18 protein-coding genes are annotated in these 19,907 nt (G+C 62.9%); 8 read left to right on the forward strand and 10 right to left on the reverse strand.

The features are described from left to right. Positions 1-138 precede the first annotated feature (138 nt). Positions 139-1,833 (forward strand): pyridoxal phosphate-dependent decarboxylase family protein, encoded by a 1,695-nt coding sequence (locus tag WIR04_RS06745; protein ID WP_338891437.1) that lies wholly within the window; start codon positions 139-141, stop codon positions 1,831-1,833. Between the two features lie 75 nt (positions 1,834-1,908). On the opposite strand, the gene WIR04_RS06750 is transcribed toward WIR04_RS06745, so the two are convergent. The 7 genes from WIR04_RS06750 to WIR04_RS06780 form a co-directional block, all read right to left on the reverse strand. Next, positions 1,909-2,271 carry a copper-binding protein gene (locus WIR04_RS06750; RefSeq protein ID WP_338891439.1) on the reverse strand — a complete coding sequence of 121 codons (363 nt, stop codon included), beginning with the start codon at positions 2,269-2,271 and terminating at the stop codon, positions 1,909-1,911. Positions 2,272-2,310: 39 nt separating this feature from the next. After that, positions 2,311-5,439, reverse strand: coding sequence for an efflux RND transporter permease subunit (locus WIR04_RS06755; RefSeq protein ID WP_338891441.1), 3,129 nt, complete (start codon positions 5,437-5,439; stop codon positions 2,311-2,313). Between the two features lie 73 nt (positions 5,440-5,512). Continuing rightward, entirely contained in the window at positions 5,513-7,021 is a 1,509-nt protein-coding gene (locus tag WIR04_RS06760; protein WP_338891443.1) for an efflux RND transporter periplasmic adaptor subunit, read from the reverse strand. A gap of 265 nt (positions 7,022-7,286) precedes the next feature. Continuing rightward, complete coding sequence (locus WIR04_RS06765; protein WP_338891445.1) at positions 7,287-7,736, reverse strand: hypothetical protein; 450 nt, start codon at positions 7,734-7,736, stop codon at positions 7,287-7,289. Positions 7,737-7,919: 183 nt separating this feature from the next. Continuing rightward, on the reverse strand, positions 7,920-8,726 hold the full coding sequence (xthA, locus tag WIR04_RS06770; RefSeq protein WP_307764295.1) for an exodeoxyribonuclease III: 807 nt from the start codon (positions 8,724-8,726) through the stop codon (positions 7,920-7,922). Positions 8,727-8,839: 113 nt separating this feature from the next. Beyond that, positions 8,840-9,802, reverse strand: coding sequence for an ion channel (locus WIR04_RS06775; protein ID WP_025327653.1), 963 nt, complete (start codon positions 9,800-9,802; stop codon positions 8,840-8,842). 59 nt (positions 9,803-9,861) lie between these two features. Beyond that, entirely contained in the window at positions 9,862-11,508 is a 1,647-nt protein-coding gene (locus WIR04_RS06780) for a response regulator (RefSeq protein WP_338891449.1), read from the reverse strand. Positions 11,509-11,766: 258 nt separating this feature from the next. Between WIR04_RS06780 and WIR04_RS06785 the strand changes: the two genes are divergently transcribed. After that, a complete protein-coding gene (locus tag WIR04_RS06785; RefSeq protein WP_307764298.1) occupies positions 11,767-12,192 on the forward strand; it encodes an Hsp20/alpha crystallin family protein in 426 nt (141 codons plus the stop codon). 42 nt (positions 12,193-12,234) lie between these two features. On the opposite strand, the gene WIR04_RS06790 is transcribed toward WIR04_RS06785, so the two are convergent. Beyond that, a complete protein-coding gene (locus WIR04_RS06790; RefSeq protein WP_338891452.1) occupies positions 12,235-13,272 on the reverse strand; it encodes an FAD:protein FMN transferase in 1,038 nt (345 codons plus the stop codon). A 301-nt stretch (positions 13,273-13,573) separates the two neighbouring features. Between WIR04_RS06790 and azu the strand changes: the two genes are divergently transcribed. Further along, the gene (gene azu, locus WIR04_RS06795; protein ID WP_338891454.1) at positions 13,574-14,014 is read left to right on the forward strand and encodes an azurin; all 441 of its coding nucleotides are present in this window, start codon (positions 13,574-13,576) and stop codon (positions 14,012-14,014) included. Between the two features lie 215 nt (positions 14,015-14,229). Then, complete coding sequence (locus WIR04_RS06800; RefSeq protein ID WP_025327648.1) at positions 14,230-14,433, forward strand: hypothetical protein; 204 nt, start codon at positions 14,230-14,232, stop codon at positions 14,431-14,433. A gap of 32 nt (positions 14,434-14,465) precedes the next feature. Here the strand turns inward: WIR04_RS06800 and WIR04_RS06805 are convergent, their stop codons facing one another. Next, positions 14,466-15,023 carry a HutD family protein gene (locus WIR04_RS06805; protein WP_338891457.1) on the reverse strand — a complete coding sequence of 186 codons (558 nt, stop codon included), beginning with the start codon at positions 15,021-15,023 and terminating at the stop codon, positions 14,466-14,468. Between the two features lie 264 nt (positions 15,024-15,287). Between WIR04_RS06805 and WIR04_RS06810 the strand changes: the two genes are divergently transcribed. Continuing rightward, entirely contained in the window at positions 15,288-16,256 is a 969-nt protein-coding gene (locus tag WIR04_RS06810) for a nucleoside hydrolase (protein WP_338891459.1), read from the forward strand. Between the two features lie 93 nt (positions 16,257-16,349). Continuing rightward, on the forward strand, positions 16,350-16,679 hold the full coding sequence (locus WIR04_RS06815) for a DUF3634 family protein (RefSeq protein ID WP_338891461.1): 330 nt from the start codon (positions 16,350-16,352) through the stop codon (positions 16,677-16,679). Between the two features lie 90 nt (positions 16,680-16,769). Here the strand turns inward: WIR04_RS06815 and WIR04_RS06820 are convergent, their stop codons facing one another. Continuing rightward, positions 16,770-17,678, reverse strand: coding sequence for a LysR family transcriptional regulator (locus tag WIR04_RS06820; RefSeq protein ID WP_338891463.1), 909 nt, complete (start codon positions 17,676-17,678; stop codon positions 16,770-16,772). 120 nt (positions 17,679-17,798) lie between these two features. On the opposite strand from WIR04_RS06820, the gene WIR04_RS06825 reads away from it, so the two are divergent. Together WIR04_RS06825 and cyoA are read left to right on the forward strand one after the other, a co-directional pair. Continuing rightward, positions 17,799-18,242 (forward strand): carboxymuconolactone decarboxylase family protein, encoded by a 444-nt coding sequence (locus WIR04_RS06825; RefSeq protein ID WP_338891465.1) that lies wholly within the window; start codon positions 17,799-17,801, stop codon positions 18,240-18,242. A gap of 544 nt (positions 18,243-18,786) precedes the next feature. Beyond that, positions 18,787-19,905 (forward strand): cytochrome o ubiquinol oxidase subunit II, encoded by a 1,119-nt coding sequence (gene cyoA / locus WIR04_RS06830; RefSeq protein WP_338892481.1) that lies wholly within the window; start codon positions 18,787-18,789, stop codon positions 19,903-19,905. The last annotated feature ends 2 nt before the right edge of the window (positions 19,906-19,907 follow it).

Consider the following 19,907-nt stretch of genomic DNA (forward strand, 5'->3'; position numbering starts at 1 on the left):
TCCGGTGCCAGGGTGCCGCCAGCCCCCGACTGCCGTGGCCATGATAAAAAGTAGGGCAGGCCATTAGTTATTGTCGCTGTCTCAAGTGCCGCCCCGGGGGTATAACCGGGGCACATTTGCAGTACTAATGGTCTTATCATGAGCGATCTTGTCTATCTGAAAGATGAAGGCGTCAACGCCGTCCACCCCGAGTTCTCCGCCCGTTTCGCCACAGTCAAAGCCAACTTTTTCTCGCGCAATCCCGATCTCTGGCCGGTGTTTCGCGAGCCCGGTTTTGCCACTCTCAACGAGTTTCGCGCCCGTGGCCTGGCGCCGGATGCTCGGCTGAACGCCTGGCCAGATGGCCGCGCCCGTCTCGCCGATCTCTGCGAGACCATGCCGGTGCCCGCACAGATGCGCACCCCGGGCGAGCCCATGACGGAGCTGCTGTTCGCCGGTGCCCTGTCGAAAGACTGGGAGAACCCCTCCAGCGTCGAGAACGTCATCACAATGTCGGCGGATCCCGCCATCTACGGCGCCCAGATGGGCATCTTGGCCAACCCCAATCTGGTCTACTCCGAATACGCCGGGGTGGCAGAGGAGCTGGAGAAGAAGGTGGTGCGCCAGATAGCCCTGCTGGCGGGTTACGACCCGGCCCGCGCCACCGGCATCTTCACCCAGGGGGGGACCTTCTGTAACCTCTACGGCTACCTGCTCGGCATCCGCAAGAGTCTGCCGGAGGCCAAGCACAAGGGGCTCGGCCACTATCAGGACTACCGCATCATCAACTCCCAGGGCGGTCACTACTCCAACATCACCAACCTCTCCCTGCTCGGGGTGGACATAGAGCACAAGACCATCCGCATCCAGGTGGGGGAGAACAACGACATCGATCTGGCGGATCTCGAGCGCACCCTGACCGCCTGCTTTGCCCTGAAACACGTGGTGCCCACCATCATGCTCACCATGGGCACCACCGACACCTTCGGGGTGGACCAGGTGAAACCCGTGGTCGAGCTGCGGGACAGGCTGTGCGAGCGGTTCGAGGTGGCGGTCAAGCCCCACATCCACGTGGATGCCGCCATCGGCTGGTCGATGATCTTCTTCCTGGAGTACGACTTTGCCGCCAACCCGCTGGCCATCAATGCCGCCACCCTGGCGGGCATAGAGCGCAACGTGAGCCGCTTCGCCGAGCTCAAATACGCCGACTCCTTCACCGTCGACTTCCAGAAGTGGGGTTATGTGCCCTACACCTCCAGCCTGGTGATGATCAAGGAGCAGGAGGATCTCAAGGCGATGGAGAACGACCCTGAGAACTTCTCCTACTTCGAGCGGGACATCCAGGGCCAGACCCACTTGCAGTCCACCATAGAGTGTTCCCGGGGGGCGAGCGGCCTGTTCGGCGCCTACGCGGCCCTCAACTACCTGGGGGTGGAGGGCTATCGCACCGTGCTGGCCCACTGCCTGCAAAACGCCAACTACTTCCGCTTTCGTCTGAGCCAGCTTGGCAACGTCAAGCTGGTGGCCCAGGAGAACCAGGGGCCGAGCGTGGGCTTCAAGATCTACAACCCCGAGTGGGTGCAGGATCCGGAGGCCGAGTTCGCCTTCGAGCTGGCCCGCAGCCCGGATGCGGCCTACAAGGCGCGGCTGGCCCGCAACACCGACTACCACCGCAACCTGTTCAAGGAGCGCGGCAAGGTGGGGCTCTACACCAACTGGGTGGAGGCGGTGGCGCACTCGGAGTACGACGCCCGCGGCAAGTACTCCTACATCGCAGGGGAGAAGGCTGTCTTTATGAACCCCGCCTGCACCCGGGAGCAGATTGACGCCTTTATCGACCATATCCGCGGCTGAACGGCCTCGATTGCCAGGATCCGGATAGCAAAACGGCGGGATAATCCCGCCGTTTTTTATTACCGTGGCCAGCACTCACTGCTTCTGCAGTTGGGTCACCGTCAGTTTGCCCGCCGGGTTCTCGGCGTGGAACAGGACTGCATCCCCCACCTTCAGATCCTTGAGCAGGGCCGGATCCGCCAGCAGGAACACCATGTTCATGGGGGGCATCTTGAGGTTGGCGATCGCCTCGTGCTTGATCCCCACCTTGCCGTTGGGGGCGTCGATGCGGCTGATGACCCCCTTGGTCATCGTCATTTCGCCCATCTCGTTCATGCCGTCCATTTGTCCCATCTGGCCCATGTCGTGGCCCTGGTGGTTCATCATCTCCTCGGCCTGCAGGCCGGTGTGGGTGGCAAGGCCCATCAGCAGGGTCAGGGTCAGCGTCTTGTAGTTCATGGTTTTTACTCCTCATTCTCATTGATTCAACAGTGGTGGTCAGTCGGCTTGCCGGGTTTCGGCCTTGCCAAGGCTTCGGCTGCGCCACAGGTAGTAGGCGGCGGGCAGCACCAGGAGAGTCAGACCTAAGGCGCTCACCATGCCGCCGATCATCGGCGCGGCGATGCGCTGCATCACCTCTGAGCCGGTGCCGTGGCTCCACATGATGGGCAACAGGCCGGCGATGATGGTCACCACCGTCATCATCTTGGGGCGCAGGCGCAGGGCGGCGCCGTGAATGACTGCCTGGTGCAGGCCCGCCTTGTCCGGCTTGCCGCTCGCGACAAGGTCATCCCAGGCGTGGTTGAGGTAGACCAGCATCAAGACACCGGTCTCCACCGCGACGCCTGCCAGGGCGATAAAGCCCACCCCCACCGCCACCGAGAGGTTGAAGTCCAGCAGCCAGAGGGTCCAGATCCCGCCCACCACCGCGAGCGGCAGAGTGGTGAGAATGAGCAGCACCTCCTGGAAGCGGCGAAACGCCAGATAGAGCAGCAGCACTATGATGGCGACGGTCAATGGCACCACGTAGGCGAGGCGCGCCTTGGCCCGCTCCATGTATTCGTATTGCCCGGACCAGGTGAGGGCGTAGCCCGCCGGCAGCACCAGCTGCTGCTCCACCTCGGCCTTGGCCTCTGCCACAAAGGAGCCGATGTCGCGGCCGCGAATGTCGACGTAGACCCAGCCGTTCAGGCGCGCATTCTCGCTGCGCAGCATGGGGGCCTCGTCGCTGATGTAGACCCGGGCCACGTCCGCCAGGGCGATGCGCGCACCGCTCGGGGTGACCAGCGGCAGCAGCTCCAGGCTCGCCACCGAGTCGCGATAGCTCTGGGGGTAGCGCAGGTTGATGGGGTAGCGCTCGCGCCCCTCTATGGTCTGGCCCACCTCCATGCCGCCCACCGCGGTGGCGAGCACCGCCTGCACATCGGCGATGTTGAGGCCGTAGCGGGCCGCTTTGAGCCGGTCGATGTCCACTTTGACGTAGCGACCGCCCGCCACCCGCTCGGCGTAGACCGACGCAGCCCCCTCCACCTTGCCGACTACTTGCTCAAGCTGCTGGCCGAGCTGCTGGATCACCTTGAGATCCGGCCCCGCTATCTTGATGCCGACCGGGGTCTTGATGCCGGTGGCCAGCATGTCGATGCGAGTCTTGATGGGAGGCACCCAGGCATTGGTGAGGCCGGGGAAGCGGATGAGGGAATCGAGCTCTTCTTTGAGCTTCTCCGGGGTCATGCCGGGGCGCCACTGATCCCGGGGCTTGAGCTGGATGCTGGTCTCCATCATCACCAGATCGGCGGGGTCGGTGGCCGAGTCGGCGCGCCCCGCCTTGCCGAACACGTTCTGCACCTCGGGCACTGTGCGGATCAGCTTGTCGGTCTGCTGCAAAATCTCCCGCGCCTTACCCACCGAGATATTGGCCGCTGTGGTGGGCATATACATGATGTCCCCCTCATCGAGCGGCGGTATGAACTCGGAGCCCAGGTACTTGAGCGGCCAGAAGCCCGCTACCGTCACCACCGCCGCCAGCATGAGCGTGGTTTTCGGACGAGCCAAGACGGCTTTCAGCAGTGGCACATAGCCCTGGCTTAGCCAGCGGTTCAGCGGGTTGGCCTGCTCGGCCAGCACCTTGCCACGGATGAAGTAGCCCATGATCACCGGCACCAGCGTGATGGCGAGCCCGGCCGCGGCGGCCATGGCGTAGGTCTTGGTGTAGGCGAGGGGGTGGAACATCCGCCCCTCCTGCGCCTCCAGCGCGAACACCGGCAGGAAGCTGATGGTGATGATCAGCAGGGAGAAGAAGATGGCGGGCCCCACCTCTATGCTTGCCTCGGTGATGATGCGCCAGCGGTTCTTGTCGGTGAGCGCCTCCCGCTCCATGTGCTTGTGGACGTTCTCGATCATCACTATGGCGCCATCCACCATGGCGCCGATGGCGATGGCGATGCCCCCCAGCGACATGATGTTGGCGTTGATCCCCTGCAGGTGCATCACGATAAAGGCGGTCAGGATGGCGATGGGCAGGGTGATGACCACCACCAGGGATGAACGCAGATGGAACAGGAAGGCGAGGCAGACCAGCACCACCACCGCGAACTCTTCCAGCAGCTTGCCGGAGAGGTTGTCGATGGCGCGCTGGATAAGGTCGGATCGATCGTAGACGGTGACGATCTCCACCCCCTGTGGCAGGCTGCTTTTGAGCTCTGCCAGCCGCGCCTTGACCCCGTCGATGGTGTGCTGGGCATTCTCGCCATAGCGCATGACGATGATGCCGCCCACCACTTCCCCCTCGCCGTTGAGCTCGGCGATGCCGCGCCGGCTCTGGGGCCCGGTGACCACATCTGCCACGTCACCCAGCAGCAGCGGAGCACCGCGCACATTGGTACCAAGCGGGATCTGTTTCAGATCCTCCACGCTCTTCAAATAGCCATTCGAGCGCACCATATACTCCGCCTCCGCCATCTCGATGACGGAGGCGCCGGTCTCCTGATTGCCCTGCTGGATGGCGGTCTCGATGAGGGAGAGCGGTATGCCGTAGGCGCGCAGCTTGTCCGGGTCGACCCGCACCTGATACTGGCGCACCATGCCGCCGACGGTGGCGACCTCGGAGACCCCCTCCACCGTCTGCAACTCGTACTTGAGGAACCAGTTCTGCAGGGAGGTGAGCTCGCTGAGGTCGTGCTTGCCGGTTCTGTCGACCAGGGCGTACTGGTAGACCCAGCCCACCCCGGTGGCATCGGGGCCGAGCTGGGGGCGGGCGGAGGCGGGCAGATTGGGAGCCACCTGACTCAAATACTCCAGCACCCGGGCACGGGCCCAGTAGAGGTCGGTGTCGTCGTCAAACAGCACATAGACGAAGGAGTCGCCGAAGAAGGAGTAGCCGCGCACAGTGGTCGCCCCCGGCACCGCCAGCATGGCGGTGGTGAGCGGGTAGGTGACCTGATCCTCCACCACCTGGGGCGCTTGGCCCGGATAGGCCGTCTTGATGATCACCTGGACGTCGGAGAGATCCGGCAGGGCGTCCACCGGGGTCTGTTTCACCGACCAGAGCCCCCAGGCGGTGAGCATGAGGGTCAGCAGCAGCACCAGAAAGCGGTTGCCCACGGACCAGCGAATAATGGAAGGGATCATGATCTGGCTCCTTTCTCAAAGGGTGCAGAGAGCGGAGTTCGGTTGCCTGCCAAGCAGAAAATGATGGAAGGGATCATGGCTTGGCTCCCATATCGTGCTGGCTGTGGTCCATGGCTTCCATTTCGTCCATCGCTGGCTTGGTGGCGTCGCCGGTTGCTGGCGTTTTCTCCTGATGGATGCTGGTGATGCGGTACTCGTCCCCCTCCTGCATCACCTGCAGATGGAGGGTCTGCCCCTCGGCCAGCTTGCTGATATCGACCCCTTCGGCGACGGTGAACTCCATCTCCATGGCGGGCCACTGCCACTCGGGGATGGGCTGGTGGGCCACCATCAGGGTGCGACTGGCCAGATCGATGCTCTGTACAGCCCCTTGAGTCCACACCTGGGCGGGACGCACCGCCGTCATGCGCTGGAAGTCCGAGTCGATGGCCGATTCGGAGTCGAGCAGGAACTGGGCCGAGCTGACGATGCTGTCCCCCGCTTCGACTCCCTCCCTGATGGCAACCTTGTCGCCAAACTGGGGGCCCAGGGTGACGGCCACCGACTTGAAGCTGCCATCCCCCAGGGCCAGCACCAGCCTGTCCTGGCTGCCGGTGCGGATCACCGCTTCGCTCGGCACCACCAGCTGTGGCTCTCCTTTACCGGTGTGAATGTTCACCTTGGCGAACATATTGGGTTTCAAGAACTCGTCCGGGTTGTCAACGCGCAGCCGCACCTTGAGAGTACGGGTGGTGGCATCCAGGGTCGGATAGAGGTAGTCCACCCGCCCCTGCCAGCGGCGGCCCGGGGCGTAGTCCAGGGTCATGGTGACCGGATCCCCCACTTTGAGCTCGGCGGCCTGGCGCTCGAACACCTCGGCGCTCACCCACACCTGCTGGAGGGTGCTGATGTTGAACAGGGCAGCGGCGGGCTCCACATACTGGCCTTCTCGCACCTTGAGCTCGGACACATAGCCGCTGCTGGGGGCGTAGATGGCAATGGTTTCGCGCACCTGACGGCTGCGCTTGAGGGCGGCAATCTGATCCGCCGGCACCTGCAGGGATTTGAGCTTGCCCTCGGCGGCGCGCAACAGCAGGGGGTTGCTGGTGTTGAGGGCCAGCAGGTACTCGTGCTGGGCGTTGACCAGATCCGGGGCGTAGAGCTCGTAAATCAGGCTCCCTTTGCTCACCTTCTGCCCCTCGCTCTTGATGGCGAGGGTGCGGATCCAGCCCGCCATGCGGGCGTTGATGGCCTCCAGCCTGTCTTCGTCATAGCCGACATAGCCCACCGTCTCGACCTGCTGTTGAAGGGGCAGCTTCTCCACCTTGGCGAGCCGCACCCCCAGGTTCTGCTGGATCTCGGGGCTGATGGTGACGGTGCCCGGCGAGCCGTTTTTCTGCTCCTCATAGACGGGGATGAAGTCCATCCCCATGTTGTCCTTGGCGGGGCCGTCGCGCTTGTCGCGGGGATCCATGGGGTTGACCCAGTAGAGCGGCGTCTTCTCCTTGGTACTGGCGCCATCGGTGCTCTGTTTGGCGGCCCAGTAGCCGCCACCGGCGCCGAGGGCGAGCAGGAGGGCAGACATCAGGACTGTCTTGTTCATGACTGGCCTCCGGCACGGGCAGGGCAGGAGGAGAGGGCGCCCGCGAAGGCGACAAAGTTGGCTGGTGACATGATACGTCTTCTCTTGTACAGGCCGCCGGATGGGCAAGGCATCACCCAGGGGGCTGGCGGCAAACGGGGCGCAGCGGTAAACGTCAGCGTGCGCTCGGCTCCCTGTTGCTGGCAGGGCCAGTGGTCACAGGGTCAGGCAAGGCGGCAGGAAACGAGCAAGCACAAGCTTGCCGCCGCCGCGAGAGAAGGGCTTTCTAGTGGAGCAGCACCGACAGCATCAGGTGTCGGCGCGGCCAGGAGGGAGGGTGGGTGCCGCGGATACGCAGCAAGGGATCGCGCAGCCAGTTGTCCAGTGCGCCGCTTGCCGTCCCGAGGGGCAGCAGCAACAGCGGCAGGGCGAACAGGGTCAGCAGGGCCGCCAGCAGCGGCAGGCCGGTACCCATTGGCGAGGTGAGGCCGCCGTGCATCTGGCACTCGTCCTGATTGAGGTCGGCGGCAGCGCTGCCGCCACCGCCATCGTGGCAGGAGAGCCCCTGCATGGCCGCGGGCATAGTGTCGGCACTGGTCATGGCGAGGGAGGAAGAAGTCGCCTCTTCCCTTGCCGCCGCACCATGCCAGCTGATGCAGAGGGTGAGATTGCAGACGAGCAGCAGCGCCAGCAACAGCCGGGCGATGAGCACTGTGGGCAATCTCGATGACAACATGGGCGGTTTCCCTGTGACGGATGAGTCGAATGTAAACCTTGCCTAAAGGAGAAGGTCAAGGTTTGGCAAAACCCGTCAGCCAAAGAGTTGATGTGGATTAAGAAAGGGCGGGGGTAGTGAACAAGAAAGCCCCCGCATGGGCGGGGGCTGGCTCTCTTTGCGAGGGGGTGCCTGGCGCCGGGATCAGGCGAAGCAGGCCCAGATGGGAGCGTGATCGGAGGGCTTGTCGATGCCGCGCAGCTCGTAGTCGATGCCGGTTTCGGTCACTTTGTCCTTGAGGGCATTGGACGCCATGATGAGGTCGATGCGCAGGCCCCGGTTCTCGTCAAAGCCCTTTGAACGGTAGTCAAACCAGGAGAAGCGCTCGCACTCGGTGGGGTTGGCGGCGCGGAAGGTGTCGGTCAGCCCGAACCCCTTGAGGCGCTCCATCCATTCCCGCTCTATGGGCAGGAAGGAGCACTTGCCCTCCCGCAGCCAGCGTTTGCGGTTCGCCTCGCCGATGCCGATGTCGAGATCCGTGGGGGAGATATTCACATCGCCGATCAGCACCAGCTGATCGTCCGGCGTGTGGTGAGTCTCGAGGTAGTGTTGCAGGTCCTCATAGAACTTCTGCTTGGCCGGGAACTTGGTCTCGTGCGCCTGGTTCTCCCCTTGCGGGAAATAGCCGTTCATCACCTTGATGAGGGATCCGTCTTCCCGCTTGAAGCTGGCCATGATCATGCGGCGCTGGGCATCCTCGGGGTCTGTGGGGAAGCCTTTTTGCACCTCGAGGGGCGGCTGCTTGCTCATGATGGCGACCCCGTAATGGCCCTTCTGACCGTGGAATGCCACGTGATAGCCCATGGCCTCCACGTCCGCCAGCGGGAACTCATCGTCGTGCACCTTGATCTCCTGCAGGCCGATCACGTCCGGCTGGTGCTTGTCGATGATGGCTTGCAGCTGATGAAGACGGGCGCGCAGGCCATTGATATTGAAAGAGATGATCTTCATGTCAGGGATGCTCATGTCGTTTTTATTAGTCGCTATTGGACTAGGAATCCGGTCTGGATGCAAGAGGGGCCAGGGGAGGGGGCGTGCAGCCTCCCTGTGCCCCGGCCCCGGGCTTAGCGGGTCATCTTCTTGACAAACACCACCACAAACAGCGCCAGGGTGAAGCTGCCGGTGAAGGCCTCGAAGGCGGCGAAGATCCGCGACAGGCCGACCGGGGTGAAGTCGCCGTAGCCCAGGGTGGTGAAGGTCACCACGCTGTAGTAGAGGCATTCGAGCAGGAAGATGGCGTTCTCTTCGAGGGTCGCCTCCGGGCGATAGATGAGGTGGTTGCCCGCGAAGTTGAGGCCGCAGAAGAAGTAGAAGATGCTGCAGATGAAGATGAGCAGCAGGGAGAAAAGCACCACCCGCATGGGGGCCTCGCCGTAGCCGCAGAACAAGTCCACTATCCAGGAGGCGAAGCGCTGATAGGACCAGAACGGCATCTGCAGGCGGCGCATGGTGAGCTCCTGCTGGATGTAGCGGCCTGACATGGTGAAGATCCCCTGGGCCTCCGAGGCCTTGCGCAGATCCCGGTAGGTCTCCTCCGCCTCCTTGAACCAGATCCTGGCCTGTGCCGGATCCCGCTCGCTTCGCCCCTTCCTGTCCTGCATCAGCCGCTTGCCGGTATCCAGGTTGTCGAGCCGGGTGTTCTTCCAGCGGATGCCGAGCAGGTTGACGTCGTGCAACTCGGCGCAGTGCAGGTTGGCGTCACTGACATCGGCCTTCATCAGGCTACCGCCCTTGATGCGGATGCCGTAGAGGTGGGCGCCCCGCAGGTTGGCGCGATAGAGGTTGCACTGCTCCAGCAGGAATCCCTGGGGGCCCTCTCTGTTCACCAGGTTGAGACCGGCGAGATCGGCGCGGGCCAGTTGCAACCCGTGGCACAGGCCCCCCTGGCGCACATAGTGTTCCAGTGCTGCGGCTGTGTCCGGGGATGAGTGGGAGGCATGGGGGTCGTGCCAGTGGCACAGGTCGTGATCCCCCGCCTCTTCGCTGCAGTGGCGGCCATCTGCCACCAGGTATCGGCACATCGCCATGCTGTCGCCCCTCCTTGCCTGAGTCTGTATCAGCATAGGTGAGGGAGAGGCGCCGCTGGCTAGGCTATCTGGTTAAATTCCTGGCGCAGCTTGCGAAAGCGGTCCTGCTGGGCGGGATTCAGGGGGATGCCCTCCAGCACCTCCAGGGTCTCCTTGCACTCGGCGCCGAATTCCGGGCTCTTGCGGTTCTTCTGCATCAGTTGCAGCAGCACCTGGATCTTGTTGAGGGCGGCGCCGGTATTGGCGGGAGCCCGGCGCAGGGCCTCGCGGAAATGGCCGAGGGCCTGCTCCAGCTCCCCGCTCTGGTAGGCCTTGATACCGAGATCGTTGAGCTGCTGGTAGCGCTGACGGCGCTCCTGCACCGTCTTGTCGTCCCGGGTCACCTGGATGCAGGTGGTGAGCAGCCGGTCTTCATCCTCCGCCAGCAGGGATTGCAGGCTCTCGGCGTACTCGAACTCCCCGAGCTGGTAGAGGGCGAGTATGGTCTCGCCGAGCAGGGCGGTGGGCATGGTCTCGGGCTTGTCCAGCCAGTTCTGGTTGGCGCGATAGAGCATCTTCTTGCCCTTGAGCAGCTCCCCCAGGGCGATCCGCACCCTGGCCTGACAGATCTGCTCGAACACCGGGTAGTTGAACTCCGACATCATCAGGGAATCCCGAATGCGCGACAGGGCCGAGTTCACCTGCTTTTGCAGGTTGGCGATGTGATAGCCGTCGTTGCTGTTGAGGGCGTAGAGAGTCAGGGTCTGGATGTAGGCCCCCAGGTAGTGGGGAGTGCGGTGGATGGAGTTGCGCGACAGATCGATGAGGGAGAGCAACACATCCTTGGCTTGGCCATAGTCGTGGCGCAGCAGGCACACTTCTGCCAGCCGGCGGGAGAGCTGCACCGACTGGGGGGAGATGTCCACCGCCCGGCGCAGCTCCTGCTGGGCCAGCTCCTCCTTGCCAAGGGAGAGCAGGGACTCCGCCAGCCAGAGATGGGCCTCCACCATCAGGGGAGTGTTCTTCAGGGTCGCCTGCAGGTGGCTCACCGCCTCGTCATAGAGCGCCAGACGGTAGCAGGCCTTGCCCAGGGTCAACCTGGCCCAGCTGTTCTCCTGCCCGGCCAGCAGCTGGCGCATCAGGCTGCGTGCCTCCTTGGCCAGGCCGAGCTTGAGCTGGGTATCGGCCTGCAGGCAGCGGCAGAAGTTGGCGAAGCGCGGCACCGCATCGGCCTGTCTGGCGCAGGCCTCGACCAGGGCCGGGAGATCGTTCTGGGTGAGGGCAATGAAGACGCTCTCCAGAGACTGGCGACGGGCGAGGGCGCGTTTCAAGCGAAACGAGAACTGCTCCTGGGAGAAGGGCTTCATCAGGTATTCGTCGGGCTCGGCCTCCAGCGCGCTCAGCACCATGGCGCGGGAGCTGTCGCTGCTGACCATGATCACCACGCTCTGGGGAGGGATCAACTGCTGGTCCCGCAGGCTCTCCAGCAACTGGCGACCGTTCTCGCCCGCCCCCAGCTCGTAGTCCAGCAGATAGATGTCGAAGCTCTCTTTCTGGCAGCGGCGGCGCGCCTCGTCGGCGGAATTGATGTAGGTGATGCGGTTGATGCCGATGTTGATCAGCATCGCCTTCATCATCATCTGAAAGGAACGCTGCTCGTTGACCAGCAGGATGCGCCTGGGTTTGGGCTGGGCTTTCTTCTCTGGTGCGGGATCCGGTGTCTGCATCTGTCTTGCATTGAGGCGCTGCGGGCTGGTGGGAGAAGTGTGCCACCAAAGTCCGCAGGCAGGCAATTGAACATGGGAAGGGGACCCCGTTTTTCCCACCGAGCGCAGAGGTGGGCCGCAATAAAATCATGTCGCTCCCTTGATCTTCGTCAACCGGACGCGAGATGGCAGTGGCGCGGTTCAGCGCGCTTTTTAGACTTGAAGGGAGGCAGATCCCGGCGATCTGCAGCCATCACCCGTACCACAAGGAGGAATCAAATGAGTTTGCTACCGAGCCGAACCAGCCTGTTTGATGACCTGTTCCACGACATGGCCTCCGGCTTCTACATCCGGCCCCTGCACGGGGATCCCCTGCCCAGCCGGATCACGCTGGATCTGAGGGAGAGCGACGGCGGTTACCTGTTGCAGGCCGAGCTGCCCGGGGTGGCCAAGGAGGACATCCAGATAGATGTGCACGGCAAACTGGTGACCCTGAAGGCGGAGATCCGCCAGCACGACAGCCAGAGCAAGGAGGATCGCTCCCTGCGCAGCGAGCGCTACTATGGCAGCGTGTCGCGCACCGTCGAGTTGCCGGTGGAGGTGGCGCCGGACCAGGTCAGCGCCCGCTTCGAGAACGGCATCCTCACCTTGCAACTGCCCAAGCAGGCGGTCACCCCGGCGCCCCATCGCATCCCCATCGAATAGCGCGCTGTCATGAAAAGGCCCCGCATTGCGGGGCCTTTTTGTTCATGGCTGTCTGCGCACCAGGTAGGGGGCAAACGCCGGGGTGTGCTTCGCCGCAAAACCCTGCTCCGTCTTGATGATGAGATAGACCGCCAGCTTGTGCTCGGTGGCAAAGGCCATCGCCTGCTCGGGCCCCATCACCATGAGGGCGGTGTCGAGGGCATCGGCCTCCAGCGCCGTGGGGGTGATGACGCTGGCGGAGACCAGCTTGTGGGTGACGGGCTCGCCAGTGGCGGGATCGATGATGTGGGAGTAGCGCCGGCCATCGAGTTCGTAATAGTTGCGATAGCTGCCGGCGGTGCTCAGGGCCATGCCGTTCGGGGTGACCACGTCCTCGATGGCGCCCGGCCTGTCCGAAGGCTCGACGATGGCCACCCGCCAGGGGTTGCCCTTGTCATTGTGTCCCTTGCTGCGCACGGCGCCCGCCACCTCGACGAGGTAGTTGTGCACTCCCTTGCGCTCGAGCAGCGCGGCGATGTCGTCGGACGCCGCCCCTTCCCCCAGGGTGGAGAGATCCAGATAAAGGTCGGGGATGGCCTTGCCGAGGAGGAAATGGTCCCCTTGCGGCGTCAGGCTGAGCTTGTCGATGCCGACCCGCTCCCGCGCCTTGGCAATCTGCTCTGTGGTGGGCCGCTTGACCGGACGCTTGTCCGGCCCGAAGCCCCACAGGTTGACCAGGGGGCCCACTGTGACGTCCAGCTTGCCCTGGGTGAGGCGCCCCGCATCCATACCCTGCTGAACTATCCTGGCCATGCTGGCCGGTATGACCATGGGGGCCTTGCCTGCGTCCTGATTGAAGCGGGAGATGAGGGAGCCAGGATCATAGGTGGAGATCTCCTGATTGATGCGCGCCAGCAGGGCATCGACCTCCCCCTGCAACGCGGCCTGGCCACCGGGGAAGGGGTCGCTCAGGGTCACCGCATAGTAGGTGCCCATGGTGTTGCCCTGAATGCGGGTCTGGGTCGGAGCCGGCTGACAGGCGGTCAACAGCAGCACCAGGGAGAGCAGCAGGCCGCGGGGGGCCAGGGAGAGGGTCTTCATCTTGCATTCTCGCGGGAGTCATCGACGGGGGAGCAGCTTAGCCAAGGGCGCCGCAATTGACGAGCCCCTGGCGCCGGGCCTGGGTGGAAATAATTAAGCCGCGCTGGGGGTGAAGCCGGCGGATCTGTTCCACAGTTCAATGGACCCGGGAGTGACCTGGCCCGCAGCTTTGAGCAAAAGCCGCTGCCCTCCGGCGACATTTGGGTACAATGAAGATCGATCATGACAGCATCTTTACGCGTCGCCGTGCGATTCGACAGACAAGGGTGCTGCCATTCCTCGTCAATCAAAGGAGAAGATGATGAAAAAGGTGTTAACCCTGCTGCTGCTGAGTTCCCTGGCTGCCCCGGCCCTGGCCGATGAGTGCGCCTTGGTCATCGAAGGCAATGACGCCATGCAGTACAACCTCAAGGAGATGAGCGTACCGGCCACCTGCAAGGAGGTGACTGTCACCCTCAATCACACGGGCAAGCTGCCGGTGGCCAACATGGGTCACAACTGGGTGCTGGCCAACACCGCCGACTATCAGGCCGTCGCCACCGCTGGCATGAGCGCCGGCGCCGATCACGACTACCTGCCCAAGGACGATGCCAGGATACTGGCGCACACCAAGCTGGTGGGGGGCGGCGAGAGCACCAGCGTCACCTTCAAGACCGAGGGGCTGGCTGGCAAGGATCTCACCTTCTTCTGCTCCTTCCCCGGCCACTTCGCCATGATGAAGGGCACCTTCAAGATCGGTTAAGCCGCTTGTTGGGTGGTCATGAAGAAAAAAGCCGGGATATCCCGGCTTTTTTTATGATGCTGATACCTGGTGTCGATCGTGGGGTACAGAGGAGCCAAGCGATTGGATGAATGGTGCGTTTCGTGATCTTGCGAGGGGTGGTTTCGGCGCAGACAGGATAAAATCAGCCGCAAACGGGCCTGTTAGTCCGAATGCCGACTGGACGGATTTAAGTGATGAGAGCAGTAAAATGGGTAGTCGGCTGTTGCCTGATGCTGGTGTGCGCCCTGGCGCTGGCGGCAGAGCCCCCGGTCAAGAAGAGCCGCAACGGCATCTGCCACCCCCAGGGTGGCACCTACTACGGCCGCACCAAGCATTATGTTCCCTACGACAGCATGCAGGCCTGCCTCGACAGCGGGGGCCGTGCACCCAAACGTTGAGCCAGACTCCAGGGCCTGCGCGGGTGTCTCCCTTACCGGGCTTGCAGGGTAAAGAAGGCTAGTGTGGTCTTTTTCCCGCACTCGAAGCGGATGCTCTCCTCCCCCTTGACCACCAGGGTCTCGTTGATGGCCACGGCCTGGCCTGCCACCGTCAGCTGGCCGCTCAGCAGGTGGCAGAGGTAGGTCTTGTCCGCCTCCAGGGTGAGGGTGAGAGTGAAGGGCACATTGAGCACCCGCACGTTGGCGCTGATGCGCGCGGGATCGTAGATGAGCCCCAGATCCGTCACCTCTTTTTTCAGCAGCTCGCAGTGGGTCTCGTCATCCCCGCTGAAGTGGGCCGCCTCGAAGGTGGCATAGGGGTGGCCGTTGAGCACGAAACCGGCCCCGCTGACGGGCAGCAGGATGCGCTGATAACCGGGAAACTTGGAGAAGGGGCCCGCCGCCTTGATGGGGGCCGAGCTCAGCCGGTAGTCAAAGTCGAGCTTCTCCAGGCTCGAACCCGGGGGGGAGACCAGGATCTGGGCCGTGGTGCCCTGCTTGTTTTTCCAGGGCATCTTCAGCTGGTCAGACTCTTTAATCAGGGTGATCACGTTGGCGCCTCGGCGAGGAGTGGGGAGAGTGAGGCCAAGTGATACCATCCCGCAGGCCTACCCACAAGGCGCGGGGGCCTGGGGGCGGGTCGACTGCCCAGAATGTCGCCACTGCGGCCCCTGACCATGACAGGCCCCGGATGAGGTGCTCAAGATGTCGCCGGTCGGCGGGGGGATGGCAGGCCAAACGCCGAGGCTGTGATCCTGACGCTGTTAAACGGGCCCGAGGTCGCTACACTGGCACTTCTGCCCTATGGAGGCCCTATGACCCACAAGATCATTCTGGATACCGATCCCGGTATCGACGACGCCATGGCAATACTCTTTGCCGAGGCCCACCCCGCCATCGACTTGCTCGCCATCACGACGGTGTTTGGCAACGCCACCATAGAGAACGGGACTCGCAACGCCCTCTGGCTCAAGCAGAAATACGGCATGAAGGCAGAGGTGGCCCAGGGCGCCGCCGCGCCGCTGCTGCGCGAGCCCGTGGGGCCTACGACTGTGGTGCACGGTCCGAGCGGGCTGGGTGATGTGGAGGCGGGGGAGGTGACCCTGACCCCGGATCCCCGCCCGGCCTGGCAATACATAGTCGAGACGCTGAAGGCCAACCCCGGCGAGATCACCCTGGTGACCATAGGGCCGCTCACCAACCTGGCGCTGGCGCTCGAGGCCGCCCCCGAGATCACCTCGCTGGTGAAGCAGGTGGTGGTGATGGGGGGCGCCTTTGGCGTCAACGGCCATCGCGGCAACGTGACCCCCTATGCCGAGGCCAACATTCACGACGATCCCGAGGCGGCCGATCGGGTGTTCACCGCCCCCTGGCCCCTGGTGATCATCGGGCTGGACGTGACCCAGCAGAGCTTCTTCAGCAGCGCCTATCTGGATGCGTTGCGGGACGATGCCGGTGAGCCCGGTCGCTTCCTGTGGGCGGTGAGCCGCTTCTACCTGCGCTTCTATTCCGAGCGCATCGGCCTCAATGGCTGCCACGTGCACGATCCGTCCGCCATCGCCTACGTGATCGACCCCGAGCTGTTCACCCTGCGGGAGGGCCCGGTGCGGGTCATCGACCATGGCCCCGCCATAGGCCACACCCTGCAGAAGTTCGACGGCAAGCCCCATCCCCACGATGAGTGGGCGGGCTATCCGGCCCAGCGGGTCGGGGTGGCGGTGCGGGATCAGGCCCTGCTGGCGCTCTATCGCGACACCCTGGTGGCCTGGGGCAAGGATTGCTGACTCGGGGATGGGCAAAACGTGATGTCCGCCCACTCCTCGCCGCCTGTCGCCACATATACTGGCGCACATCGAGGCTGGCAAAGGGAGAGAGAGATGGCCTGGTTGTCGTTGTTGGTGGCAGTCGCCCTGATCGGGTGGTTGATGACCCTGGGGCGCGGCGCCCTGTTCGAGATCCGGCTTGCCCCTGGCAAGGTGCAGGTGAAGCGAGGCTCTGTGCCGCCGCGCTTCCTGGCCCAGGCCAAACAAATCCTGCAGCAGGATCCGGTGCGAGGGCGCATCCTGGGTCAGCGCGATGGCAACGGGGTCAGGCTGGTCTTCTCCCGCTCCATTCCGGAGCCCGTGGCCCAGCGCCTGCGCGACGTCTTTCCTTACGGGGACTATAGAGGCGCGGCCCAGACCCCGGATGGGCGCAATTCTCGCTGACCGTTTTCTCTTGACGCTGTCGTTCACTTCCGGCGCCGGGCACTTTGCCCGGCGTCTGCTTTTTTCCTCAGGCCAGAGAGAGCGCCGCTATCAGCGCGGCCCTTGCAAGGGCTTCATTACCTCGATCAGAAAGTCGATGAAGGCGCGGGTCTGGGGCTTCAAGAAGCGGCCGCCCCTAAACACCGCATGGATCTCGTCATGACGATCCTCGTACGGGGAGGCTTGCCACTCTGACAGCAGGGGTTGCAGGGTGCCGTTGTCCAGCCCCTGCTGCACCATCCAGCTCGACAGCAGCAGTATGCCGGAGCCCGCCTCGGCCGCGCACAGCAGCGGCGTGCCGCCGACCGAGGCGAGGTTGCCCCGCACCGCGACTCTGTGGCGCTGCGCCCCTTGCCGGAAATACCAGTGCTGGCGCTGACGGCCATGGCCGCGGATCAGGCAGTTGTGGTGCGCCAGCTCATCGGGATGGGCGGGCTCGCCATGGCGGGCCAGATAGGCGGGGGAGGCGACCAGCAGGGTCCGGTTGGTGAGCAGGTGGCGGCTATGGAGGCCGCTGTCCACTGGGCGTCCGATGCGCACCGCAACGTCCACGTTTTCGGCGTCGAGATCCACCAGCCGGTTGTCGAGCTCGATCTCGAGCCGCACCCCGGGATAGCGGGCCAGGAAGGCCGGCAGGCGCGGCGCCAGCCAGCTGGTCCCGAAGCTCTCGAACACCGAGACCCGAAGCGGGCCCTCTGGCGCCACCGGCAGGGGTTGCAGGGATTGCACCAGCTGATCCGCCTCCTCCAGCAGGCGCACCGAACGGGCAAGGAAGTACTCCCCCTGCTCGGTCAGCACCAGCTGGCGGGTGCTGCGCTTGAACAGCGGGATCCCCAGCTGTTGCTCCAGCGCATCTATGGTGCGGGTCACCGAGGAGGGGGCCAGGTTGAGGGCGCGGGCGGCCCGGGAGAAGCTCCCCGACTCCACCACCTGAGCCAGGATACGGACGCGATCCAGCATGGGAGTACCTTTGCGGTAAATGCAAAACTGTTGCAGGTTATGGCGGTATTCTATCCATGGATGAAAGCGTGAACAATGTGCTCATCGCCCACCTGAGGGCCTCTTCACGGGAGTATTGCCATGTCAGAACGTATCCAGCTTGCCAGCCAGGTGCCCGCCGCCATCTCGGCCATGATGGGCCTCGAGTCCTATCTCGGCGGGACCGACATTCCGCTGTCGCTCAAGGAGCTCATCAAGCTGCGGGCCTCCATGCTCAACGGCTGCGCCTACTGCATCGAGATGCACGCCGAGGTGGCGATGAAGCATGGGGAGAGCCCCCAGCGCTTGCTGGCGTTGTCCGCCTGGCGCGAATCCCCGTTGTTCGATGAGCGGGAGCGGGCGGTGCTGGCCCTGACCGACGAGGTGACCCTGATCGGCGAGCGAGGGCTCACCGAGGAGAGCTACCAGCAGGCTCTGGCCCTGCTGGGGGAAACCCTGCTGGCCCAGTGCCTGATGCAGGTGGTCACCATCAACGCCTGGAACCGCATCGCAGTGGCGACCCGAATGGAGCATAAACACCCCTGAGGGAGACCCTGTGATGGGACGTTGTCTCAAGCGGGCCTATCTGAGGCCCGTTTTTCATGGTGGGCCCCAGACAGGGCAGCCCCTTCCGTGCTTACGTCTGCCTCGGGAAGTTAATCATACATTCGTTTGATTAATTATTTTTTTATTCCACCTCGGAATATACGCATCCAGATCAAGGAATGGGGAAGGCGCCTGTGCATCGAAAGAGGTCTGAATGGCTCTTTTTCACCCTGTTTCTCCCTCAGAAAATAAGGGCAATAAGCCGATTTGATTAATTGGTGAGCGATTTTGGCGGGGAGATAAATTAACGGGAGATGAATCGAAGGTCTGTGAATTTAATAAATTGGTCGCTGTCAAGGGATTAACATCTGATACCTCTTTTCACCACCCTTGGAACATTTTTGGGATTAATTTTTCATGTTGTTCACATGCCGGTCTGATGCAATAAAATGCGGCATTTTTATTATACCAATAAGCCTTGAAACGATGAGGACATTGCATGAGACCTTTTGAAGTAAAGAGGGGCTTGGGCGCTTTGCTGTTGATGGCAACCGCTGGCTTGCTGAGTGGCTGCGACATGGCTCTGATGAGCCCCAAGGGGCAGGTTGGTCTGGAGCAGAAGTCACTGATATTGACCGCACTCGGGTTGATGTTAATCGTGGTGATTCCTGTGATTATTATGACGGTGGCATTTGCTCGTAAATACAGAGCATCCAATACCACTGCCAAATACACCCCGGATTGGTCTCACTCCAACAAGATTGAAGCGGTCGTCTGGACCGTGCCCATCATTATTGTTGCCATCCTGGCAGTGATTACCTGGAAAACTTCCCACTCCCTCGATCCCTACAAGCCGTTGGAATCTGACGTCAAGCCGATCCAGGTCGATGTCATCTCCCTCGACTGGAAGTGGTTGTTCGTCTATCCGGAGCTGGGGATCGCCTCGGTCAACGAGCTGGCCTTCCCGGTCAACACCCCGATCAACTTCCGGGTGACCTCAGACACAGTGATGAACTCCTTCTTCATCCCCCAGCTGGGCGGTCAGATCTACGCCATGGCCGGGATGCAGACCAAGCTGCACCTAATTGCCAACGAGGCGGGTCAGTACAAGGGGATCTCCGGCAGTTACAGCGGCGCCGGTTTCTCCGGCATGAAGTTCAAGGCGATTGCCACCCAGGACCAGGCCGGTTTCGATGCCTGGGTCGCCAAGGTGAAACAGTCTCCCAAGATGCTGAGCACCATGGGTGAGTTCGATGCCCTGGCCAAGAAGAGCGAAAACCACCCGGTTGAGTACTTCGCCAGCGCCGATCCCAAGCTGTTCGTCAATGTGATCAACAAGTTCATGGGTGGCATGTCCCATGGCGGCCATGAGTCTGCAAAAGACGGCGCCATGGATCACGAGGCCATGAAGCATGACGCTGCAAAAGAGGGCGCCATGGATCACGAGACCATGAACCATGAGTCTGCAAAAGAAGGCGCCATGGATCACGAGACTATGAAGCATGACGCTGCAAAAGAGGGCGCCATGGACCACAAGGCCATGAACCATGACGCTGCAAAAGAAGGGAGCATGGACCACGCGGCCATGAGTCATGACGAGCATGCCGGACACATGGCCACGTCTATGGCTGACAAGAGTGTGAAAGCAGGATCCGAGGAATAATC

Origin of the sequence: Aeromonas rivipollensis (genome assembly GCF_037811135.1) — a bacterium.
GTDB lineage: Bacteria > Pseudomonadota > Gammaproteobacteria > Enterobacterales > Aeromonadaceae > Aeromonas > Aeromonas rivipollensis.

Bases quoted from the DNA above. Each gene is read 5' to 3' on its own strand.
- WIR04_RS06745 (WP_338891437.1), top strand. From the start codon at position 139: ATGAGCGATCTTGTCTATCTGAAAGATGAAGGCGTCAACGCCGTCCAC.
- WIR04_RS06750 (WP_338891439.1), bottom strand. From the start codon at position 2,271: ATGAACTACAAGACGCTGACCCTGACCCTGCTGATGGGCCTTGCCACC.
- WIR04_RS06755 (WP_338891441.1), bottom strand. From the start codon at position 5,439: ATGATCCCTTCCATTATTCGCTGGTCCGTGGGCAACCGCTTTCTGGTG.
- WIR04_RS06760 (WP_338891443.1), bottom strand. From the start codon at position 7,021: ATGAACAAGACAGTCCTGATGTCTGCCCTCCTGCTCGCCCTCGGCGCC.
- WIR04_RS06765 (WP_338891445.1), bottom strand. From the start codon at position 7,736: ATGTTGTCATCGAGATTGCCCACAGTGCTCATCGCCCGGCTGTTGCTG.
- xthA (WP_307764295.1), bottom strand. From the start codon at position 8,726: ATGAAGATCATCTCTTTCAATATCAATGGCCTGCGCGCCCGTCTTCAT.
- WIR04_RS06775 (WP_025327653.1), bottom strand. From the start codon at position 9,802: ATGGCGATGTGCCGATACCTGGTGGCAGATGGCCGCCACTGCAGCGAA.
- WIR04_RS06780 (WP_338891449.1), bottom strand. From the start codon at position 11,508: ATGCAGACACCGGATCCCGCACCAGAGAAGAAAGCCCAGCCCAAACCC.
- WIR04_RS06785 (WP_307764298.1), top strand. From the start codon at position 11,767: ATGAGTTTGCTACCGAGCCGAACCAGCCTGTTTGATGACCTGTTCCAC.
- WIR04_RS06790 (WP_338891452.1), bottom strand. From the start codon at position 13,272: ATGAAGACCCTCTCCCTGGCCCCCCGCGGCCTGCTGCTCTCCCTGGTG.
- azu (WP_338891454.1), top strand. From the start codon at position 13,574: ATGAAAAAGGTGTTAACCCTGCTGCTGCTGAGTTCCCTGGCTGCCCCG.
- WIR04_RS06800 (WP_025327648.1), top strand. From the start codon at position 14,230: ATGAGAGCAGTAAAATGGGTAGTCGGCTGTTGCCTGATGCTGGTGTGC.
- WIR04_RS06810 (WP_338891459.1), top strand. From the start codon at position 15,288: ATGACCCACAAGATCATTCTGGATACCGATCCCGGTATCGACGACGCC.
- WIR04_RS06815 (WP_338891461.1), top strand. From the start codon at position 16,350: ATGGCCTGGTTGTCGTTGTTGGTGGCAGTCGCCCTGATCGGGTGGTTG.
- WIR04_RS06820 (WP_338891463.1), bottom strand. From the start codon at position 17,678: ATGCTGGATCGCGTCCGTATCCTGGCTCAGGTGGTGGAGTCGGGGAGC.
- WIR04_RS06825 (WP_338891465.1), top strand. From the start codon at position 17,799: ATGTCAGAACGTATCCAGCTTGCCAGCCAGGTGCCCGCCGCCATCTCG.
- cyoA (WP_338892481.1), top strand. From the start codon at position 18,787: ATGGCAACCGCTGGCTTGCTGAGTGGCTGCGACATGGCTCTGATGAGC.